Raw genomic sequence first — 20,722 nt, 5'->3', positions numbered from 1 at the left:
CGACCAGTTGCAATCTGTAGCGATCCTTCGCGCCCCCCTCTGTCCTGCCGGACATCTCCCCCACGAGGGGGGAGATTGGCAGCTTCGGCGCTGCAACCATCTTGCTCCGTTGGAGATTGGCGAAAGCCGGGATAATGGCCGATCTCCCCCCGTGTGGGGGAGATGTCCGGCAGGACAGAGGGGGGCGCTGTCCCTCCGGCTTCCACCGCTAGGTCACGGCACAACCGGCCCTTAAGCCGCCTCGGCCAGGCATTTGGCACAGGTCCCGCGAAATTCGATCACCGCCTTCTTGGCGGCAAAACCGGTCGAGCGCACCCATTCGTCGAGCCGGTGTCCGACATCATGGTCGGAAAATTCGGTCACCTGCCCACATGTGTCGCAGATGGCAAAGGCGGTCATCGAATGGCTGTGGTCGTGCGGCTCGGCGCAGGCGACAAAGGAATTGAGGCTTTCGAGCCGGTGCACGAAGCCGGACTTCACCAGCGTGTCGAGCGCGCGATAGACCTGCAGCGGTGCGCGAAAACCCCGATCGCGAAGCTGGTCGAGCAATGTATAGGCGCTGAGCGGCCCGCTGGCGGCCTCGAGTTTCTCGAGCACGCACAACTGGTTTTTCGTCAGCACATCCCTTGCCGCCATGATCCTGTTTCCAACCCGTTTTGCGCCGGTTGCTCGTCATTTTCCGCATGCAAGCGGCTTCAATTCTCTCCAGATAGCGACGAACCGGCCTTTTTGCTACTGTTTCTGTGCCGGCGCCGCAAACCTGAAGTGATTGCCCTGAATCACTTGCGTGGCGGACCCTTGCGCTCGGCGGAGGCGGCCCACAGATTGATGTCGGCCTCGCGCGCGTACGTGTCGATTTCGGCGAGCTCGGCATCGCTGAAATCGAGCGCCTTCAGCGCGCCGACGCAATCCTCGACCTGTTCCGGCCGGCTGGCGCCGATCAGCGCCGAGGTCACCCGGCCCTTGCGCAGCACCCAGGCCAGCGCCATCTGCGCCAGCGTCTGGCCGCGTCGGCCGGCGATGGCGTTCAGCGCCTTGATGTTGACGATGGTCTTGTCGTTGATGAAGGCTGGCCGCAGCGACTTGCCCTGGCTGGCGCGGCTGCCCTCAGGGATGCCGCCGAGATATTTGTCGGTCAGCATGCCTTGCGCCAGCGGTGTGAACACGATTGAGCCGACGCCGAGCCCCTCCAGCGTGTCGAGCAGACCATCGTCCTCGACCCAGCGGTTGAGCATCGAATAGCTCGGCTGATGGATGATGCAAGGCGTGCCGAGCTGCTTCAATATGTCGGCGGCCTCGCGTGTGCGCTGCGAATTGTAGGAGGAGATGCCGGCATAAAGCGCCTTGCCCGAGCGCACCGCGTGATCGAGCGCGCCCATCGTTTCTTCCAGCGGAGTATCAGGGTCGAAGCGGTGCGAATAAAAGATGTCGACATAGTCGAGGCCCATCCGCTTCAGGCTCTGATCGAGGCTGGCCAGCACATATTTGCGCCCGCCCCACTCGCCATAGGGTCCGGCCCACATCTCATACCCGGCCTTGGTCGAGATGATCAGCTCGTCACGAAAAGAGGAGAAATCCGTCCGCAGGATTTCGCCGAAACCCGTCTCCGCCGAACCGGGCGGCGGGCCGTAATTGTTGGCGAGGTCGAAATGCGTGATGCCGAGATCGAAGGCCTTGCGCGCGATCGCCTGCTTGGTCCGGTGCGGCGTGTCGTCACCGAAATTGTGCCAGAGCCCGAGCGAGATCGCCGGCAATTTCAGGCCGGATCGCCCGCAGCGATTGTAGACCATGTTCTCGTAGCGGTTTTCAGCGGGCACATAGGGCATGGGAGATCCTCATATCGAAAGCGAGCGCGGCAGCTGCCAACGCAAAAAAGGGTGAGTCGACTCTGCCTCTCACCCTTAGCCTCTGCCGGTTTCTATGGGGAGAGGGTTCGTCGGTAAACAGAAACGTGTCGCATTCGCTGAAGCGCTTACGCTACTTCTTCTTCGCCGAGGGTTTCTTCTTCGCCAACAGCCCTTCCGCATCTTTTACGCCCAGTGCCGCAGGCCGTTCGCATGTGGTCTGCATGGCAACGAACTTTCCGCTCGCGCCCGACCGCAACATGCCGGTCATCACATCGACGGCATGCAGCGCCAGTTCCATCGAACAGCGATGCGGCCGGCCCTCCGCGATAGCCAGGGCCATATCGGCGAGACCGGCGGTGCGGTAATTGGCCATCATGCCGTGCGAATGCATCTGGTTGGCCACGCCGAACGGATGCTGCCACTTTGGCAGCTTCTTGACCAGCTTGGCGCCATTGGTGAAGCGAACGTCGCCGCCGAAGAAATTCGGATCCGGCAAAGACACCGTGCCCAATTCGCCGTAGAGTTCCATCGGCGCATGGCCATGGCTCCACACGTCCCAGCTGGTATTGAGCGTCACCACGGCGCCATTTTCGAACTCCATCACCCCGTGGATCGTCGTCGGCGTGGCGACCAGGATTTTTTCACCCGCGCGCGGCTTGGACGAGATCGTCCGTTCCGTCGACGGAATCGTCGCCAAGGCCGCCACCTGCTTCACCGGCCCGATCAGCTGGATCAGGTTGGTGATGTAATAGGGTCCGATATCGAGCACCGGACCAGCGCCAGGCTGGAAGAAAAAATCCGGATTGGGGTGCCAGTGCTCCATCCCATGGCTCATCACGTGGCATGTGCCGCTGGTGATCTTGCCGAGCTTGCCACTGTCGATCAGGTTGCGGACAAGCTGGTGCGCGCCACCGAGGAAAGTGTCGGGCGCCGAGCCGATGCGCAGTCCGTCTCTCTCCGCCAGTTTCTTCAGGTCGAGCCCTTCCTTGACCGACAGCACGAACGGCTTTTCCGAATAGACGTGCTTGCCGGCATCGAGGATCTGTTTCGAAACCTCATAGTGCACCGCCGGAATGGTGAGGTTGACGATGATGTCGATGTCGCCGGCCTTGAGCAGCCCTTCGACTGTCTCGGCGCGCAGCTTGAACTCCTTCGCCCGCGTCTTGGCCGCATCCATGTCGATATCCGCGCAGGCGCGCATCTCGATGCCGCGAAACAGCGGCGCCAGTGAAAAATACGCCTTCGAGATGTTGCCGCAGCCGATGACGCCGACCCCAAGTTTTCTTGCCATGCTGGTTTGCTCCTAAAAGGTCTTGGCGGCTGCGATCGAGCGGCGGGCGAAGCGATCGATATCGTTGGGGTTGTCGTGTTCCATGACGTAGTATTTGGCGGCGCTGTTGGCGCGCAGCGCCTGGATCAGAGCGGCCCAGTCGATCGTGCCGTTGCCGACGTCCGACCAGCCGTCCTCGTCGAGGCCCTCGCCGGGCTTGGCGATGTCCTTGACATGGACGGAGGCGATGCGTTTGCCATGCTTCTCGATCCAGGGCAGCGGATCTTCGCCGCCGCGCACCACCCAGGCGACGTCCATCTCCCAGCCGATGTCGGGCGCTACCGCCAGGATATGGTCCTGCGGCACCGAACCGTCGGCAAGCTTCTTGAACTCGAAATCATGGTTGTGCCAGGCAAAGCCGTAGCCGGCCTTTTCAGCCGTCTCGCCGACCTTGGCCAGGCGCGCGCCGAAGCTGCGCCAGCCGGCGGCATCGGTTGGCCTGCTCTCGGCGACCAGATAGGGGCAGATGAGCAGCGTGATGCCGAGCGCGTCGGCGATCTTGCGCACGCCGTCGAAATCGTTCTCGAGCGCATCGATCGAGAAATGGCCGGTCGGCATGGCGAGGCCGTTCTTGTCGAGTTCGGCACGAAATGCCGCGGGGTCGTCATAGACGCCGCCGAACCCTTCGACTTGCGCGTAGCCGAGCTCGCCCAGCATCTTGAGCACCCCTGCCCAAGGTTGGAAGTTGCGGGCGCTGTAAAGTTGGAATGACCAATTCATCGTCTCTGTCCGTTCTCTGGGGATGGATGTGCTTGGAGGGTGAATTCTCGGGGTGTTACAGGCGAGTGCCGGTGGCAGCGTCGAACAGCGAAGCGCGCATCGGGTCAAAACCGATGCTCACGGTGTCGGCGTTGTTTGGCGTGCGCTCAGATGTCACCCGCACGGTGAAATTCTGATTTGCGAGCTTCAGCCAGACCAGCGTGTCGGACCCCATGGGTTCGACGACCACGACGTTTGCCGTGGCTGTGAACGGCCATCCAGTGCCGCTGTTGAACGCGACATGCTCGGGCCGGATGCCGAACACCGCCGCTCCCGGCACCGGCTCCTTTTCGAAAGCGTAGGTGGCAAGCGGGATCCGCACTTCCTCGGCGACGAAGTGCCAGTTGCCATCGTCCTTCTCCAGCCGGCCGTCGAGGAAATTCATTGCCGGAGAGCCGAGGAAGCCGGCGACGAAACGGTTGACCGGGCGATTGTAGATGGTCTGCGGTGCGTCGAGCTGCTGGATGACGCCGCCCTTCATCACCGCGATGCGGTCGGCCAGAGTCATCGCCTCGATCTGGTCGTGGGTGACATAGATCATGGTGTTCTGCAGCTTGCTGTGCAGCAGTTTGATTTCGACACGCAGTTCGGCGCGCAGCTTGGCATCGAGATTGGAGAGCGGCTCATCGAACAGGAAGACGTCGACGTCGCGCACCAGCGCCCGCCCGATCGCCACACGCTGGCGCTGGCCGCCCGAAAGCGCCGAGGGCTTGCGCTGCAGCAATGGCTCGATCTGCAGGATCTCGGCGGCCCGCGCGATGCGCTTGGCGATCTCGTCCCTGGGGATGCCGGCGACGCGCAGCCCGAAGGACAGGTTCTTCTCCACCGTCATCTGCGGGTAGAGCGCATAGGACTGGAACACCATGCCGATGCCACGGTCCTTGGGTTCCTCCCAGGTGACGTTCTTGCCCTTGATGAAGATGCGGCCGTCCGAAACGTCGAGCAGGCCGGCGATGCAGTTGAGCAAGGTCGACTTGCCGCAGCCGGACGGCCCGAGCAGCACGATGAACTCGCCCTCGGCGACATCGATGTTGAGCGTCTCCAGCACCGAAATTGCGCCGAAATTCAGCGACAGGTCCTGGATTGAGACGCTGGGATTTTCGAGTCTTGTCATCATCATCCTTTCACCGCGCCGGCGGCGATGCCACGCACGAAAAGCTTGCCGGAAACGAAGTAGACGACGAGCGGTACCAGGCCGGTCAGGATGGTGGCGGCCATGTTGACGTTGTATTCCTTCACGCCTTGCACCGAGTTGACGATGTTGTTGAGCTGCACCGTCATCGGATAGGTGTCGGGGCGGGTGTAGACGACGCCGAACAGGAAGTCGTTCCAGATGCCGGTCACCTGCAGGATGATGGCGACAACGAAGATCGGCAGCGACATCGGCAGCATGATGCGGAAATAGATGCCCCAGAAGCCGGCGCCGTCGACGCGCGCCGCGCGGAACAGTTCCTCCGGCATGGAAGTGAAATAGTTGCGGAACAACAGCGTCAGGATCGGCATGCCGAAAATGGAATGGACGATCACCAGGCCGCTCAGGCTGCCGTAGAGGCCGATCTCGCGCAGGATGATGACGATCGGATAGATCATCACCTGATAGGGGATGAAGGCGCCGACGATCAGGATCACGAAGAACGTATCGGCGCCCTTGAAGCGCCAGTTGGCAAGCGCGTAGCCGTTCACCGAAGCGATGGCGATCGACAGGACGACCGACGGAACGGTGATGCGCACCGAATTCCAGAAGCCGCGCGAGAGCCCGTCGCAGTTGAGCCCGGTGCAGGCGCTGGACCAGGCCTTCACCCAAGGCTCGAAGGTGATCTCGAGCGGCGGCGAGAAGATGTTGCCGAGGCGTATCTCCGGCATGCCCTTGAGCGACGTCACCACCATCACATAGAGCGGCAGCAGATAATACAGCGCCACCACGATCAGCGTGCCATAGAGGAAGATGTTGCGGCGCGAGAACACATGCCGCGGCTTCGGCCCTCGCGGCCCGGATGCCTCAAGCCCGATAGAGCCCGTACCGGCAGGCAGGGGAACGGCAAGGTCAGCCACGCTTCTTGCCTCCGAATTCGAGATAGGCCCAGGGAACGATGACGACCACCACCGACAGCAGCATCATGGTCGAGGCGGCGAAGCCCTGGCCGAGGTTCTGGGCGAAGAACATATAGTCATAGACATATTTGGCCGGCACTTCGGAGGCGATGCCGGGACCGCCGCTGGTCTGGGCGACAACCAGGTCATAGACTTTGACGATGCCGGCGGCGATGATGACCAGCGCGGTGATGAAGACCGGTCGCATCATCGGGATGATGATGAACAGATAGGTCTTCAGGGTGGGTATCCCATCCACCCGCGCGGCCTTCCAGATATCCTCGTCGATGCCGCGCAGGCCCGCCAGCATCAGGCACATGATGAGGCCGGTGCCTTGCCAGAGCGCGGCGATCAGGATGCCGTAGATGACGATGTCGGAATTGTAGAGCGGATCGAAGCTGAAGCTTTCCCAGCCGAGGCCGCGCACCACCCCCTGGATTCCGAACTCCGGGTTGAGCAGCCACTGCCAGACCAGACCGGTGACGATGAAGGAGAGCGCGAAGGGATAGAGGAAGATGGTGCGGAACGTGTCCTCGAAGCGGATCTTCTGGTCGAGCAGCGCCGCCAGTATGAAGCCGATGACCAGAGAGAACACCAGCGACAGCACGCCGTAGACCAGCAGGTTCTCGATCGAGACCAGCCAGCGCGGCGTCGACCACAGCCGATAATACTGGTCGAGCCCGACGAAGTTCAGCCGCGGCAGCAGTTTTGAATTGGTGAAGGAATAGAGCACCGTCCACGCGCTGCCGCCGACGAAGATCACCAGTGCGGTGAGGACCATCGGAATAGAGGCGACCTTGGCGTTAAGGTTGCGGAAGAGTTGGTTGGGGCGTTCGCTCTTGCTCATCTGCACAGCCGGGCTGGATCGGGTAAGGGCGGGAGGGTCAAGGCCGAAGAGTCTCTTGACCCGGAGCTCCCGGCCCCGCGGCGGGCCGGGAGCGAGCGGTTCGTCGATCGTCAGTCCGCTGAGGCGACGATGTCGGCGAAGCGCTTTTGCGCCTCTTCCACGGTCATGTCCGGCTTGGCGAAGAACTCGGAGAAAAGGTCCTCCTTCTGCTTTTGGGTGTCTTGCGACAGCAGCTGGTCCGTCCAGGGCATGACGCTGCCCTTGGCCAGGATGTCGAGCCCTTTCTTCATGCAGTCGTTCGCCGCCTTGAGGTCGATATCGCCGCGGACCGGCAGCGAGCCCTTCTTGAGGTTGAAGGCGACCTGCGTCTTGGGATCGAGCAGCGTTTCGGCCAGCGCTTCCTGCGCCTTGGACTTTTCCGCGTCCTGCAGCAGCGGGAAGTAGAAGGCATCGCCGCCGGTGGCGATGACCTCGTTCAGGCCAAGGCCGGGAAGACACGTATAGTCCTTGCCGGCGGTCTGCCCGGCAACCTGGAACTCCCCCTGCGCCCAGTCGCCCATGATCTGGCCGCCGGCCTTGCCGGAGATGACGAGATTGGTGGCCTGGTTCCAGTCCTGCACATTGGTGTTCTTCGCCATCTTGCGGGCATCGTCCGCGGCCTTGAATACCTTCGCGACCTCGGGCCCGGCGGCGAATTCGGCATCCTTGTCGCGATAGACCTTCAAGAAAGCGTCCGTGCCGCCGACCGCCGTAAGCAGCACGTCGAAGGCGCCCGAGGATTGCCAAGGCTGCCCGCCGACCGCCAGCGGTATGATGCCTGCCTTCTCCAGCGCGGGGGCGGCCGCGACATATTCATTCCAATTCTTCGGCACCGGCACACCGGCCTTTTCGAAGGCCGCGTTCGACAGCCACAGCCACTGCCAGGAGTGAATGTTGACCGGCACGCAATAGATCTTGCCGTCGAGGGTACAACCGTCGAGCAGGCTCTTCGGCTGCACGATTTCCGCCCACTTGTCCCTGGTGGCGAGCTCGGTCAAATCGCGCATCAGACCGGCCTGCACCAATTCTTCCGCTTGCCTTCCGTGGTTGAACTGGGTGGCGCCCATAGGGTCGCCGCCGGTGATGCGGCTGATCATGATTGGCCGCGCGGTGCCGCCGGAGCCGGCGATGGCGCCGTCGACCCAATGATTGCCTGTCGCGTCGAACGCCTTGGCGAATTCGGCGACCGCCGCCGCCTCGCCGCCTGAAGTCCACCAATGGGTGACTTCCAGATCGGTCGCTGCCGCCGGGCCGGCGAATGGCAGCGCGGTTGTCACCGCCAACGCAGCGGTCATGATTTGGTATCGCATTTCGGCTCCTCCCAGAATCTGAAACGTTACAGATTTTCGATACGGCAATTGTTGGAGGCGCGCAACCCCCGAACAGGAGCAGCTCGGCATTTTTTCGAGCCGCGAACAAACCCACCGCGCAACGTCCGCTACTGCACCGCAGCAAGGCAGGCTGCACTGCAAAATGATGCTGCAATGCGTGTAATTTGGCAAAACCTTGCTCAGCGGGCAGCCTTGCCGACGCACACCGACTTTGCGTCGAACGAAGCGCCGCTCATCCAGGCTAGCTTTTACTGGCCGCTGCGCGACGGCAAGTGACAATCTGTAACGTTTCAGGATATAGGGTGTTCATCACCGATTGCCGACCTGCACGGCAACTGCTATGCGCCTGACGGGCGGGATGAATGGACAGAGATCAGACGGAAAAGGACGACGAGGCCTCGGCACTGGGCAGGCCGACATTGAAGACGCTTGCCTTCATGACCGGGCTGGGCGTCACCACCGTGTCGCGGGCGTTGAAGGACGCGCCCGAGATCGGCGCCGAGACCAGGCGGCGCGTCCAGCTCGTCGCCAAGCAGATCGGCTACCGGCCGAACCGCGCCGGTGTGCGCCTGCGGACCGGCAAGACCAACGTCATCAGCCTCGTGCTCAACACCGAGCGCGAGATCATGAGCTTTGTCTCGGACATCATCTACGGCGTCTCGGAAGTCATCGCCGACACACCCTATCACCTGATCGTCACGCCCTATTCACGCTCTCAGGATCCCCTGGACCCGATACGTTATCTGGTGGAAACCGGTTCCGCCGACGGCGTCATCATTTCGCGCACCCAGCCGAATGACCCCAGGGCCCGTTACATGCTCGAGCGTGGCATTCCCTTTGCCACGCATGGCCGCACCGATATGGGGCTGATCCACCCCTATCATGATTTCGACAATTACGCGTTCGCGACCGAGGCTGTGCGCCACCTGGCCGGCATCGGCCGCCGCCGGCTGGCTCTGCTGGCGCCTCCAGTCGAGCTGACCTACCACAGTCATACGCTGAACGGCTTCACCGATGCGCTGAGCGAGGTCGGCGCCAGCGAGATCCCGTTCAACACCGTTTCGGTCGACCATTCGATCGAGCAGATCAGGATGAGGACCGCGCAGCTGATGCGCCGCGACGTCAGGCCGGACGGTTTCGTCAGCAGTGCCGCTGCCGCGACACTCGCCATCGTCGCCGGCATCGAGGACGCCGGGCTCAAGCTCGGCCGGGACGTCGACGTGGTGTCCAAGCAGTCGTCCGACCTGCTGCACCTGTTCCGCAGGGAATTGCTGGTGGTCAACGAGAACTTCCGGCTGGCCGGCGCCGAGCTCGCCCGCTCAGTGTTGGGCTGGATCGGCGGCGCAACACCTGGCTCCTTGCAGAGCCTGAGCAAGCCGACCGGGGTTCTGGCCTATCGCCCTCCCGACTAGAGCGGGATACGTTCAAATTGAACTGGGCATCCCTCTCCATCTATTTGTCTTAGCCGCATTTCTGCGGCGCCAAGTGATTCCACTGGCTGCAAAATGCGCGCTGCTGACTGGCAGCCTTGGGCCGGAGAACGAACCCGGCAGCTGCGGAACCTGGACCTTCAAAAGCGGACAGGTGACGGCGACTGCCGTAAAATGGGGCATCGAAGATAGGTGGATGCACGGAGATGATGGGGCCACTCCAATCAGCTTCCCAATGCTAGCCTTACGGCTGATATCTGAAGCGGTTCATCTCGGCCTCTAATCACATGAAATCCGAGGTTCTCCGCGACGACATGTGGAGGTAGAACACGGATACCGGCGAGAAGATCTGCGGAGACCAGGATAGGTTGACCGAGAGCCTTGGATAGCGACTCTAGACGTCCAGTGGTGTTCACGACATCGCCGAAATACGCGATCTTGTGTCGCTCAAGGCCAATCTCAGCGGTAACGACCGGGCCGCAATGCAGGACGGCGCGAAACTCCGGCACCTGTCCGAAACGCGCTTGCCACGCCGCCGCCTGATCCCTTATGACCGCCGCGAAGTCGAAGACGCAACGAAGACACGCGGCGTCCCGCATGCCGCGATCCATGGGCCAGGTGACCAGCGCCATATCCCCGATGTAGTCGTCAATAGAGCCCTGGGAGCGACGAACAGGCGACGCAAGTGCGTTGAATATCTGTCCGAGGTAGGCCTGGGTCTCCAGATCTCCGTACCGATCCGCGAAGTGCGTGGAGCCACTGACATCGAGGAACAGAAAGATCCGCTCCTCCTTGATGGGACGGTGATAACGACCGAGAAGCAGGCTGGTGAACAGGCTTGGCCCGATAAGGTCACGTACTCGGAACACGAATGCGACGAGGGTGGAGACGCCGAGTGAATACAGAAGACCGGACTCCGACATCACCATGGCTTCGCGAGCGGTGCTCATATAGCCGAGGAGATGGTGAAGCGCTGTGCCAGCGGCGGCATTGCCGATCAAGATCGTCAATACGTAGGTTGCGATCGTAGCCACGACGAAGACCGGCGTTGCCGCTTGCCGGATCACATTGCGCCATCGGCGCAAGATAACGCCGCGCTCATACAACAGAATAGGCGTGCCGATGAACACGCCCCTGACTGCGGAGTGCAGTGCTTCGACATCGAACATCAGTGCGTAGGCCAAGCCCGCTACTGCCCCCACAATGGGTGCGAGGAGCCACTGCAAAGGGCGACGAAAGCGGTCCCGGCCGCGCCAAATGTTCATTTCGTATCGGAGGGATTGCCCCGGGTGTGATTTCATCAGTTTTTGCCTTGGGCATGGTCGATCATGTATCGTGGCATGGCCGTTTTGCTCAGGCTAGACTCGCCACCTGAATTATGGCGTCTGCAAATGCCTTCGGTGCTTCCTGAGGAAGATTATGCCCTACGCCGCCGGATATGAGCCGGTGCTCGTATTTGCCGGAGAACATCTTGGCGTAGGCGCTGGGGTCGGGATGCGGCGCGCCGTTGGCGTCGCCCTCCAGAGTGATCGTCGGCACTGCGATGACCGGAGCTTTCGCAAGTCGCTGCTCCAACTCGTCATATTGTGGCTCGCCTTCCGCCAACCCAAGCCGCCAGCGGTAGTTGTGTACTACGATGTCGACATGATCCGGATTGTCGAAGGCGGTGGCGCTGCGCTCGAAGGTGGCGTTGTCGAAATTCCACTGCGGAGAAGCGAGTTGCCAGATCAGCTTGGCAAAATCCCGCGTGTATTTCCCGTAGCCAGCGCGGCCCCGCTCAGTGGCGAAGTAATATTGGTACCACCATGGCAGCTCGGCCTTTGGCGGCAGAGGCATCTTGTTGGCCTCCTGGCTGCCGATCAGGTAGCCGCTGACCGAGACAAGGGCCTTGCAGCGTTCCGGCCACAGCGCCGCGACGATGTTGGCCGTGCGTGCGCCCCAGTCGCAACCGCCGACGATCGCCTTATCGATTTGCAGTGCATCCATCAGCGCAATGACATCAATCGCGACCACCGCCTGCTGGCCATTGCGTGGCGTTTTGTCGGAGAGGAACCGCGTGGTGCCATAGCCGCGTAGATATGGAACGACGACCCGAAAGCCTTTCGACGCCAAGATCGCCGCAACGTCGACATAGGTGTGGATGTCGTACGGCCATCCATGCAGGAGGATAACGACCGACCCTTTGCCAGGACCGACCTCGGCATATCCAATGTCGAGCACGCCAGCTTGAACCTGCTTCAACGGACCGAACGACGTGTTTGCTTGTGGTTCGATTGTGCTTGCGTCCGGTTTCGTAATGCTGGACTGCGCATTTGCCGAGCCCGTCATGGCAAACTGAGCGGCCGCAGCGGTGGTGACGGCAACGCCCAAAAAGTGACGTCGATGGAGGTCGATTTGTTCGGTCATAGTGGTTTGTATCCGTTGATAAGGCATGGTGCCTGGTGGAGGATTATCTTCGGTCGACTGTCACATCGGACACGTCGACCGTGATAGGTGCGAATGCTTGGTTTGCGACCCCCTCGGCGTCATGCAGGAGCACACGCCGCCGTGTCGGGAATACGAACCCGTCAAAGGTTTTGTGGTCATAAGCGTAGTGTGCGACCGGCGGGTTTCCCGTCACGTCGGGCGAATAGTCCATGCGCCGCTGCATAAACGCATCGTCGTAATGAAAGACCTGATCGGCGTTATGGTTGGCGATGGTCTTAGGGAACGTGACGGCCAGCCGTCGCCACGTTTGCGCGCCCTCTCTCCAGGGGGCGATTTCTCGTGCTTCGACACCGGGCAGGGTGAAGACGAACGGCGCCGTGAGGTAGTTCCATACGGCGGCGCTCGTGAAGTACGCCACCTGGATCGCATCCCAGGGTGTGCTGCCATCCAGAAAGGGCAGCGGAAATGAGCCACGTGGATTGAAACGTTCCTCGATGATGCGGCCGTCGCGCGTAGCGATAGCGACCCGCTCGGGAGCGACATCCAGCACAGACATACGGTCTGGTGCTGTGAAGGGCGAAAAAACGATGTGCTCGCGATGTGGATCGAGCGTGACCGTCTGCTTGGAATAGATGTCCGGCCAGCCCCTTGCAGCCCAAAATACGCCCCCAAGCGACATTTCCGCAGTGATGCTTGTGACGTTACCCCAGTTCTGCAAACCGCCATGCGCCTCTAGAACCGCCGTCAAAAGCTTGTCCATTTTGATTCTCCTCGGGCGCTTTACTCAGGCTGACTCATTGAGTTTTCGCTTGGTTAGGCGGCCACGGCGATGCCGTACCGCGCCGGCGAGGTGTTGAGCGAAAGGTTTGGGATGAGTTTCTGCCGCGCCGCTTCATAAGCGTGCCAGTCGGCGACGTCGGGAAGCGAGGGAATAGTCACCAACTCGCCCTGGTCGAGGCCGGCAAGGGCCGCGTCGACGAGGTCATCGGACTGCATGATCGCCTTGCTCGGCAGATCGTCGAGCGAACCTCCTGATACGTCCCAGAAATTGGTGGCGATGGCGCCGGGCAGAACCGCCTGGATGCGCAGCCTCTTGTCCGCAAGCTCCTTGTGGAGCGACAGGCTGAAAGCGAGCACAAAGGCTTTCGTCGCGCCATAGACACCGTTGAGGATTTCCGGCGCGATGGCGACCGCTGACGAGATGTTGATGATTGTGCCGCCGCCTCGCGCCACAAAGGCCGGAGCCGCTGCATAAGTCAGGCGGGTCAACGCCGTGATGTTGAGCCCGATCATCGCTTGCATCTTGTCGATGTCGGATTCCAGGAGCGGCGCGACAGCGCCGATGCCAGCGTTATTGACCAACATCGTGATGGCGGGATCGGCGCCGAGCAAGGTCTCGATCCGGCCCAGATCCGCCTTGTCGTTGAGGTCAGCCGCAACGGCGCTGACGTTGCAATTCGTTGAGCCGGCGATGCGCTTGGCCACTTCGTCCAGCCTCTCCTGGCTGCGCGCCACGAGAATGAGGTCATAGCCGCGGCGCGCCAGCCGGTCGGCGTAGATCGCTCCAATCCCGGCGGAGGCGCCGGTCACCATCGCGATGCCCACTTTGGAATACGTCATGATTGCTCTCCCATTCGATTGCGCTGGCAACTGCGCGTGAAACCATCTGCCGCAAGCCTGGCTTGGATCGCCGGCTAAGTTTGGCGGCGGGACGGTGATCCGCCCCGCTCACCCAATTTCGGTTGCTGCTTAAAGCGGCAGCGGCTTGCCCGCCTGCTCCGCCACCATGTACTTGGCGTACCAGTCCGGCCAGTTCTCGTCGCGCTGGCCGCCATTGCGCTTCTCGTGCTCGCCATGGGCTAACCCCGCGCGCCACATTGCGGCCGCAAGGTCCGCTACCGAAGCATAGTCCGTCGTATTGGAATCGACCCGGCCAGGGAGCCGGGTGGTGACCTCCTGCAGCAGCCACTCGTTGCCGTCTGGATCCTTGAAGGTTGCGTAAGAGGAATAGCTCTGCCGCTCCGGATGCCTGCCGCTGAGCGCTGGTTTGCCCGGACCGTCGCGGTGGAACACTTCGCTCACCTCGACCCCGTGGCCAATGAGTTCGGCGCGCGCGGCGTCAATGTCCGGCACGACGAGGAAAAGCCCGCTTGCGGAGCCGGGGGCGGCCGACGTGATGCCGGTGCCGAAATGGATCGAGGCCGGCGAGCCCGGAGGCGTGAACTGCATCGCCCGGAACGTGTCGCCGACGACGAAGTCGCCGTCGAGCCTCCAACCCAGGCCTTCGTAAAACTGCTTGGAGCGTGCTGCGTCCGAAACTGGGATAACCACGGCCTCGAGCTTCATGTCGAGCGTCCGCGTTCCGGGAGTTTCGATCGGTTTTTCGCTATGCGTCTGAGTGGTGCTGCTCATGTCGATCTCCTTAGGTTTAACCTGTTGAGCGTTGAACGCGTCCGAGCTGGGGCCAGGTACGCGAGCCTCAGAAATCTTGTCGGAGCGGTCGGAACGCCGCACGCAACTCGGCGGAAAACAGTTCGGGCTGCTCCCAGGCGGCGAAATGACCACCCTTGTTGACCTCATGAAAGTAAATCAGGTTTGGATAGGCGCGCCGGGCCCACGTCTCCGGGGCCAGATAAGTTTCCTCCGGAAAGACCGTGATGGCCACCGGCAGCGCGATCTCAAGGGTCCGCTCGACGGCGGCAAAAACAACGCTGCGTCCACCGTACTCCCAGTACAGCCGCCCTGCTGAGGTCGCGCTGTTGCTCAGCCAGTACTGAGTAATGTCGTCCAGCACCTCGTCCGGGGACTTTTCGGGATCGCTGTTGTCGTATGTCCAGCGTGAGAAGCCCGGATGCCCGAGCATCCACGCCGCGAGGCCTGTGGGAGAGTCATTGATGGCGTAGCCGATCGTCTGCGGCCGGGTGCCCATCATCGTAGCGTAGGATCTGTTCCCCATCTTGGCTGCAGCGCTGAGCGCGTCAAACGCTGCGCGTTCCTTATCCGTGAGTCCCGTTGGCGCTGGCCCGCCGACGGCGAGCACCGCGGCAATCTCGGGCGGCACCACCGCCGGCAAGTTGATATGAATGCCGAGCAGACCTGTCGGCGCCTGGCGCGCCATCGCGCTGGAGACGGGGGAGCCCCAGTCGCCACCCTGTGCGACGTAGCGGGTGTAACCCAGGCGTTTCATCAGCTCCGCCCAGGTTTGCGCGATGCGATCAGGTCCCCAACCCGTCTCTGTCGGTTTGCCGGAGAACCCATATCCCGGCATCGAAGGCAGGACGAGATCGAACGCGTCCTCCGCTCGTCCGCCATGAGCTGTGGGATCCGTCAGCGGGCCCACGGTCTTGAGCAGTTCGAACACCGACCCGGGCCAGCCATGCGTCATGATCAGCGGCAAAGCATTGGGATGCTTCGAGCGGACGTGAATGAAGTGAATGTCCACGCCGTCGATCGTTGTCATGAATTGAGGCAGGGTGTTGAGCTTGGCCTCGGCCTTTCGCCAGTCGTAGCCGGTGCCCCAATACTTGACGAGCGGTTTCAGCTTCGCCAACTGTATGCCCTGCGACTGGTCATCGACCGTCTCGCGATCTGGCCACCGTGTTTCGGCGATGCGCCGACGAAGGTCTTCGAGCGCCGCTTGCGGGATGCTGACGGTGAAGGGCCGGATCGAGCGATCTTCGGCCGCACTGGCGTTGGCCAAGGCGGAAAAGATGCAAAGCCCGAATGCCAGCACGGTCGCCAACTTGTGGAGCTTCATGGCTGAATCTCCTTGCCCGGCGAGTTGAACGTCACCGTTTGCTTGGTAAAGACGTTACCTTCGGCGTCCACCACCTCGACTAGGACCTTGTGCTGACCGCGCGGCATGCCCACCAGGATGATAGTGTCGCTCTGACCGTAATCGGCCCACGCCCAGGGCAGGTCGTCGACGGTGAGGTGCAGATGCCCGACCCGCGGAGACACGTTGCGCGCGGCCGGCCCACCGACAGGCAGGATGCGCAGGTTCTCCACCCGGTACGGGATGAACACCACGCCCCCGGCCAACGGACCCGGAAGCGGCGGCTCCACGATCAGCTTTGGCGCGGGCTCGTTGTCGATGGGCACGACCGTGCTCTGGGCGGACGCACCCGTGGCGAACACGGTGCAAGCCGCGAGTGCGGTGAGCGTCTGGATGAGAAGGTTCATTGCATTCTCTCCTTTTGGAGATGCGCTGGGGGTTAATCGCCAGGCGGAGGGTGACGCGCACGTCCGGCGCGCCATCCCCGCTCAACACGTCACGCCGTCCGCAACGTCTTGAACGATGCGCGCACGTCGTCGGTGAAGTACTTCGGCTGTTCCCATGCCGCGAAGTGGCAGCCCTTGGGCGGGTGACCGTAATGCAGGAGCTTCGGGAACGCGCGCTCGGTCCAACTCTTCGGCGCCGTGTAGATCTCGCTGGGGTTCGCGCTCACGCCGACGGGAATGGTGATGCCTTTGGCGTCGAAGAAGCCCGCCTTCGCCGTTTGCCGGTGTTCCCAATAGAGCCGGGCCGACGAGATGGCCGTGTTGGTCAGCCAATAGAGCGTGATGTTGTCGAGGATGTCGTCGCGGGTAAGGCCCTCCGGCTCCCCATCGAAGGAGCGGGCTATCAGTGCATAACTGTCCGCATCGTGATCGAGAATCCATGACGCCAGGCCGGCCGGTGAATCGACGAGCCCGTAAAGCGTCTGCGGACGAAGCGCCATCTCGTTGGCATAGCCCAGGCCGAACTTGTAGAAGAAGGCGACCTGCTCGTAGGCGCGCTTTTCGTCGGGCCCGAGATCGGCGGGAGGCGGACCGCCGGCGGCAAGCGCCTTCACAATCTCGGGCGGAATGGTCGCTGGCATATTGGTGTGGATGGCGATCAGCTCGGGAGGCGCCATCAGAGCCATCTGTTCGGTGATGAGAGCCCCCCAGTCGCCGCCCTGTGCAACAAACCGGTTATAGCCCAGGCGCTTCATCAGCACGGTCCACGCTTTCGCGATGCGCACCGGATCCCAACCGGGTTGGGTCGGTTTGGCGGAAAAGCCGTAGCCCGGCATCGACGGGATCACCACGTCGAACGCGTCGGCCGCGGTTCCGTCATGCGCCGTGGGGTTCGTGAGCGGATCGATGACCTTCAGCAGCTCGATGACCGAACCGGGCCAGCCGTGCGTGATGATGACCGGCAGCGCACCCTGATGGCTTGATTTCACGTGGATGAAGTGGATGTCCAGCCCGTCGATCTCGGTGACGAAATGCGGCAGCGACTTCAGCTGCGCCTCGCACTTGCTCCAATCATATTCCGTTCCCCAGTACTGGATGAGCTTCTGCATCGTCGCGAGTTGCACGCCTTGTGTGTCGCCTGCCGCCAACGTCGCCGAAGTCCGCCGAGAAGCTGCTTCGGACACCAACTCGTGATCGGGCCAGCGCGTGGCGGCGATGCGACGGCGTAGCTCGTCGATCTCCTCCTGCGGGAAGCTGACGGTGAAGGGGCGGATTGAACTGGCTTCGGCCGCGGCCGCCGGCTGAGACGAGGTGAAGTTGAACGCGGCAGCACCTGCCGAAGTGGCAAGCAATGCGGTGGCCGATGTGGCAAGAAAGTCGCGCCGATTTGGCGCCGGTGATGCCGTGGACATGATCAGTCTCCTTCGTTGCGCGGTGCCATTAGAGTGGTTGACCACTTTAGTTGTGCTCTCACTCCGGTGCGCGCTCCATCGGACGTAGGTTGGTCGTGACCGCATTTTCGTTTATGGCGGTCATACCTTAGGTTTATTGGCCCCGACGGGCCCGAGCATCCCTCGGTTTAACGGATGCGCTTCGACGAATTGGATTTTGGGGTCTGCTGAGCCTGATCGCGCCCAACGATCAGCGACGCGCTAGTCGCTCTCACCGGCATTGTTTTTCAATGCAACGTCGAGGCAGCGAGACAGCGTGTCGCCGTCAAAAGGCTTGCTCAAAAAGCAGACGACGCCTCGAACCAGCGCTTGAGCGTGCGCCTTTTCATCGGGAAAGGCCGTGATGAAAATGATGGGCGTGTGATGTCCACGCGTGCGCAAGATATCGTGCAACTCGATTCCGCTCATCTCCGGCATCTGGATGTCTGAAATCAGACACGAGGTTTGAGCCAGTTGCTCCGAATGCAAGAACGCACGTGCGGATGGGAAAGCGTGGGCGACAAACCCAAGCGACCGTACAAGACTCGCAGTTCCGCTTCGAATGGATTCGTCATCGTCGACGATTGAAATAACGGGGGTGTCTGGCAAGCGATTGGCCCATCTATGCGCACCGACAATGGTACGAGTCGGCTGTGTTCGAAAAGTCATACATAGATATGAGGCTACGAGGACATTTCCCGGCCGATACCGAGTGCTTCGGCCATTTTGACCAGGTCCGCGAGCGATTTCGCACGCATCTTCTTCATCGCGTGGCCGCGATGAATCTTAACCGTAATCTCGCTGAGGCCGATGTGAGCGGCGATCTGTTTGTTCATTAAGCCGGTAGCGACGAGCGCCATCACCTCCTGTTCGCGCGACGTCAGGCTGTCGAATAGGCCCTTTAAGTCGAGCCGTGCGCGATCGGCATCCAGCCTGGCCCGGTCGCGGGTGATCGCGGCGGTGACGGCATCCAACATATCCTGGTCGCGAAACGGCTTGGTGATGAAGTCGACGGCGCCGGCTTTCATAGCCCGTACGGACATGGGGATATCGCCGTGTGCAGTAATGAAGATGATGGGTATATGGACATCGGCCTTGGTCAACTCGGCATGAAGCTCGAAGCCGCTCAACCCCGGTAGCCGAACATCGAGAACCAGGCAGCTCGGGATCGGAGGCAGCTTGCTTTGCATGAGTTCGTTCGCCGAATGGAATAGTTCGGCGCGCAAACCGACCGAGCGGAATAACAGGCCGAGCGAGTCGCGGATTCCGACGTCGTCATCGATCACATAGACAGCAGGCTCGACCTCTGTCGTCGGCTGCAAACTGTTCGGTGCGACTTTGATCACAGACGGATCCTTGTCATGCGGAGACAGATCGAGTTGCGCTAAAATGAAATATGGCACCCCGGGGCCTGTTCGGGGCCGCCCACAACCGCCCATTGTGGGCTTCGACGATCGATCTGCAGATCGACAGGCCCATCCCCATGCCGTCGGGCTTTGTCGTGAAGAGCGGGTTGAATATCCGATCCACGTCTTGCGGACCAATTCCGGTTCCAGTGTCCGCAACCGAAACCGTTACGTGGCCATCGTCATGCAACTTGGATTTCACGGACAGCACCCGCGCCCCGCCGACCGCGGCCATGGAATCGATGGCGTTCGTCATCAGGTTTACAAGCAACTGCTGTAGCTGGATTCGATCGCCTGTTACGCGCGGCAGGCGTTCATCCAGATCGGCTTCGACCATTATCCGGTGTTTCGCCAGACCCTCTCGCACCAGGGTGAGTGTTTCCCCGATAAGACTGTTGAGGTCGAGCGGAGCTCGCTTGCGGTCTTCTTTCTTGAAGATCGTTCTAATTCCGTCGATCACCGCTGCCGCGCGATGACCACCGGCGATAATCTGCTTGAATGCCTCCTTTGCTTCCTCCAGATCGGGCATCGAGCGACCGAGAAAGCGCAGGCCGGCATCGGCGCTCGTTATCATGCCAGATAGAGGTTGTTTGACTTCATGCGCAACCGTGGCTGCGACTGCGTCGCCGGTTACCAGTCGCGCCTCGCGCTCGTGACGCTGGCCACGGACCGCTCCGAGAAGCCGCGTATAAAGGGTCGTTATCTCGTGAAGCAGAACCATAAGGACGAGTCCGCTGGACAGAATTCCGAAGATGCGGACGGTATACCAGCCAAGGCTGAAGCGAGCCGGATCAGGGTAATAGCTTAAAGGCATCTCTATCGTGAATAAGAGCATCACGACCATCAACCAAAGATCGAGCATTGAGTGTCGCCGGATCCAGAGCACGACCATCGCGGTGATACTTAGCAATGCGACGGGCGCGCCCACATAGGGCCACACCGGGCTAAGGCGAGTGGAATCGAGGGTCACGGGCGGCAATAACGCTTCGCCCGCTATGAAAAAATATGACGCCAACAAGACCACAGCTGCGGTCAGGGCGACACTGAGGCTAATCTCCGCACGCGCGGTACCCTGCCAAAATCGTTTGCTGGGGTTCGAGCCCTTTGAGAGGGCATAGCCTATGACGAACAGGGGAAAGCCAGCGTGCTGGAAAAAGTAGATCCATGACGTACTCTGCATGCCGCCCACCAGGCCGCCCTCTGGCGTGAACAGACCTGGAAATGCCAGGACAAACGGGATCAGCATGAGCGCTGTAAAGAGATATCCGCTTGCAATCAGGAGCGTGGCACGTGAGCGCAGGATGGAAAACTGAGTGTACAGGAGGATTGCGGTGATCGAATCGTTGACAAACATCGCTGTCGCGTATGCCGGCACGAAGGCGTCGACCCGGCTCAGATGGATGCCCGAGAGCGGACCAACAGTGATCAACACGTAGACGGCCAACAGGCCAAGCACAAAAACAAGAGCGAGCTGCTTTTGCGCCCGACTTGGCGGCAAGCTCGAGAGGACGAAAAAATCGTCCTCTGGGACTGTCACGGCTGTCCTCTCCATAAAATACTCATC

20 protein-coding genes are annotated in these 20,722 nt (G+C 61.4%); 1 reads left to right on the top strand and 19 read right to left on the bottom strand.

Annotated features, from left to right (window positions below; genetic code table 11):
* Positions 1-231: 231 nt before the first annotated feature.
* From AC0L2Z_RS21555 to AC0L2Z_RS21520, 8 genes are all read right to left on the bottom strand, one after another.
* Entirely contained in the window at positions 232-636 is a 405-nt protein-coding gene (locus tag AC0L2Z_RS21555) for a Fur family transcriptional regulator (RefSeq protein ID WP_023797411.1), read from the bottom strand.
* Between the two features lie 143 nt (positions 637-779).
* Positions 780-1,826, bottom strand: a complete 1,047-nt coding sequence (gene mgrA, locus AC0L2Z_RS21550) for an L-glyceraldehyde 3-phosphate reductase (RefSeq protein ID WP_473629257.1) — start codon at positions 1,824-1,826, stop codon at positions 780-782.
* Positions 1,827-1,977: 151 nt separating this feature from the next.
* A complete protein-coding gene (locus AC0L2Z_RS21545; protein WP_091595531.1) occupies positions 1,978-3,138 on the bottom strand; it encodes a Gfo/Idh/MocA family protein in 1,161 nt (386 codons plus the stop codon).
* A gap of 12 nt (positions 3,139-3,150) precedes the next feature.
* Positions 3,151-3,897 carry a sugar phosphate isomerase/epimerase family protein gene (locus tag AC0L2Z_RS21540; RefSeq protein ID WP_473629256.1) on the bottom strand — a complete coding sequence of 249 codons (747 nt, stop codon included), beginning with the start codon at positions 3,895-3,897 and terminating at the stop codon, positions 3,151-3,153.
* A gap of 55 nt (positions 3,898-3,952) precedes the next feature.
* A complete protein-coding gene (locus AC0L2Z_RS21535; RefSeq protein WP_287194669.1) occupies positions 3,953-5,050 on the bottom strand; it encodes an ABC transporter ATP-binding protein in 1,098 nt (365 codons plus the stop codon).
* A 2-nt stretch (positions 5,051-5,052) separates the two neighbouring features.
* Complete coding sequence (locus AC0L2Z_RS21530) at positions 5,053-5,988, bottom strand: carbohydrate ABC transporter permease (protein ID WP_027153093.1); 936 nt, start codon at positions 5,986-5,988, stop codon at positions 5,053-5,055.
* Positions 5,981-6,874, bottom strand: coding sequence for a carbohydrate ABC transporter permease (locus AC0L2Z_RS21525; protein ID WP_023797405.1), 894 nt, complete (start codon positions 6,872-6,874; stop codon positions 5,981-5,983). Before AC0L2Z_RS21525 ends, AC0L2Z_RS21530 begins: the two co-directional genes overlap by 8 nt.
* Before the next feature lie 110 nt (positions 6,875-6,984).
* Entirely contained in the window at positions 6,985-8,223 is a 1,239-nt protein-coding gene (locus AC0L2Z_RS21520; protein WP_287054348.1) for an ABC transporter substrate-binding protein, read from the bottom strand.
* Between the two features lie 383 nt (positions 8,224-8,606).
* On the opposite strand from AC0L2Z_RS21520, the gene AC0L2Z_RS21515 reads away from it, so the two are divergent.
* Positions 8,607-9,656, top strand: a complete 1,050-nt coding sequence (locus AC0L2Z_RS21515) for a LacI family transcriptional regulator (RefSeq protein ID WP_473629255.1) — start codon at positions 8,607-8,609, stop codon at positions 9,654-9,656.
* A 242-nt stretch (positions 9,657-9,898) separates the two neighbouring features.
* Here AC0L2Z_RS21515 and AC0L2Z_RS21510 read toward each other — a convergent pair whose 3' ends face one another.
* The 11 genes from AC0L2Z_RS21510 to AC0L2Z_RS21460 form a co-directional block, all read right to left on the bottom strand.
* Positions 9,899-10,939 (bottom strand): adenylate/guanylate cyclase domain-containing protein, encoded by a 1,041-nt coding sequence (locus AC0L2Z_RS21510; RefSeq protein ID WP_473629254.1) that lies wholly within the window; start codon positions 10,937-10,939, stop codon positions 9,899-9,901.
* An 88-nt stretch (positions 10,940-11,027) separates the two neighbouring features.
* A complete protein-coding gene (locus AC0L2Z_RS21505) occupies positions 11,028-12,080 on the bottom strand; it encodes an alpha/beta fold hydrolase (RefSeq protein ID WP_473629253.1) in 1,053 nt (350 codons plus the stop codon).
* A gap of 43 nt (positions 12,081-12,123) precedes the next feature.
* The gene (locus AC0L2Z_RS21500) at positions 12,124-12,861 is read right to left on the bottom strand and encodes a hypothetical protein (RefSeq protein WP_473629252.1); all 738 of its coding nucleotides are present in this window, start codon (positions 12,859-12,861) and stop codon (positions 12,124-12,126) included.
* 53 nt (positions 12,862-12,914) lie between these two features.
* On the bottom strand, positions 12,915-13,721 hold the full coding sequence (locus AC0L2Z_RS21495) for an SDR family NAD(P)-dependent oxidoreductase (protein WP_473629251.1): 807 nt from the start codon (positions 13,719-13,721) through the stop codon (positions 12,915-12,917).
* A 129-nt stretch (positions 13,722-13,850) separates the two neighbouring features.
* Positions 13,851-14,513 (bottom strand): VOC family protein, encoded by a 663-nt coding sequence (locus AC0L2Z_RS21490; RefSeq protein ID WP_473629250.1) that lies wholly within the window; start codon positions 14,511-14,513, stop codon positions 13,851-13,853.
* A gap of 67 nt (positions 14,514-14,580) precedes the next feature.
* On the bottom strand, positions 14,581-15,858 hold the full coding sequence (locus AC0L2Z_RS21485; RefSeq protein WP_473629249.1) for an epoxide hydrolase family protein: 1,278 nt from the start codon (positions 15,856-15,858) through the stop codon (positions 14,581-14,583).
* Positions 15,855-16,283, bottom strand: coding sequence for a DUF6130 family protein (locus AC0L2Z_RS21480; protein ID WP_473629248.1), 429 nt, complete (start codon positions 16,281-16,283; stop codon positions 15,855-15,857). Before AC0L2Z_RS21480 ends, AC0L2Z_RS21485 begins: the two co-directional genes overlap by 4 nt.
* An 89-nt stretch (positions 16,284-16,372) precedes the next feature.
* Positions 16,373-17,734 carry an epoxide hydrolase family protein gene (locus AC0L2Z_RS21475; RefSeq protein ID WP_473629247.1) on the bottom strand — a complete coding sequence of 454 codons (1,362 nt, stop codon included), beginning with the start codon at positions 17,732-17,734 and terminating at the stop codon, positions 16,373-16,375.
* Positions 17,735-17,974: 240 nt separating this feature from the next.
* Positions 17,975-18,361, bottom strand: a complete 387-nt coding sequence (locus tag AC0L2Z_RS21470) for a response regulator transcription factor (RefSeq protein WP_473629246.1) — start codon at positions 18,359-18,361, stop codon at positions 17,975-17,977.
* 74 nt (positions 18,362-18,435) lie between these two features.
* Positions 18,436-19,098 carry a response regulator transcription factor gene (locus AC0L2Z_RS21465; RefSeq protein ID WP_128247318.1) on the bottom strand — a complete coding sequence of 221 codons (663 nt, stop codon included), beginning with the start codon at positions 19,096-19,098 and terminating at the stop codon, positions 18,436-18,438.
* Between the two features lie 13 nt (positions 19,099-19,111).
* Positions 19,112-20,695 (bottom strand): sensor histidine kinase, encoded by a 1,584-nt coding sequence (locus AC0L2Z_RS21460; RefSeq protein ID WP_473629245.1) that lies wholly within the window; start codon positions 20,693-20,695, stop codon positions 19,112-19,114.
* Positions 20,696-20,722 lie beyond the last annotated feature (27 nt).

The organism is Mesorhizobium sp. WSM4850 (assembly GCF_055811735.1).
The sequence above is the reverse complement of the archived record's forward strand: the minus strand, read 5'-3'. Positions and strand labels throughout refer to the sequence as shown.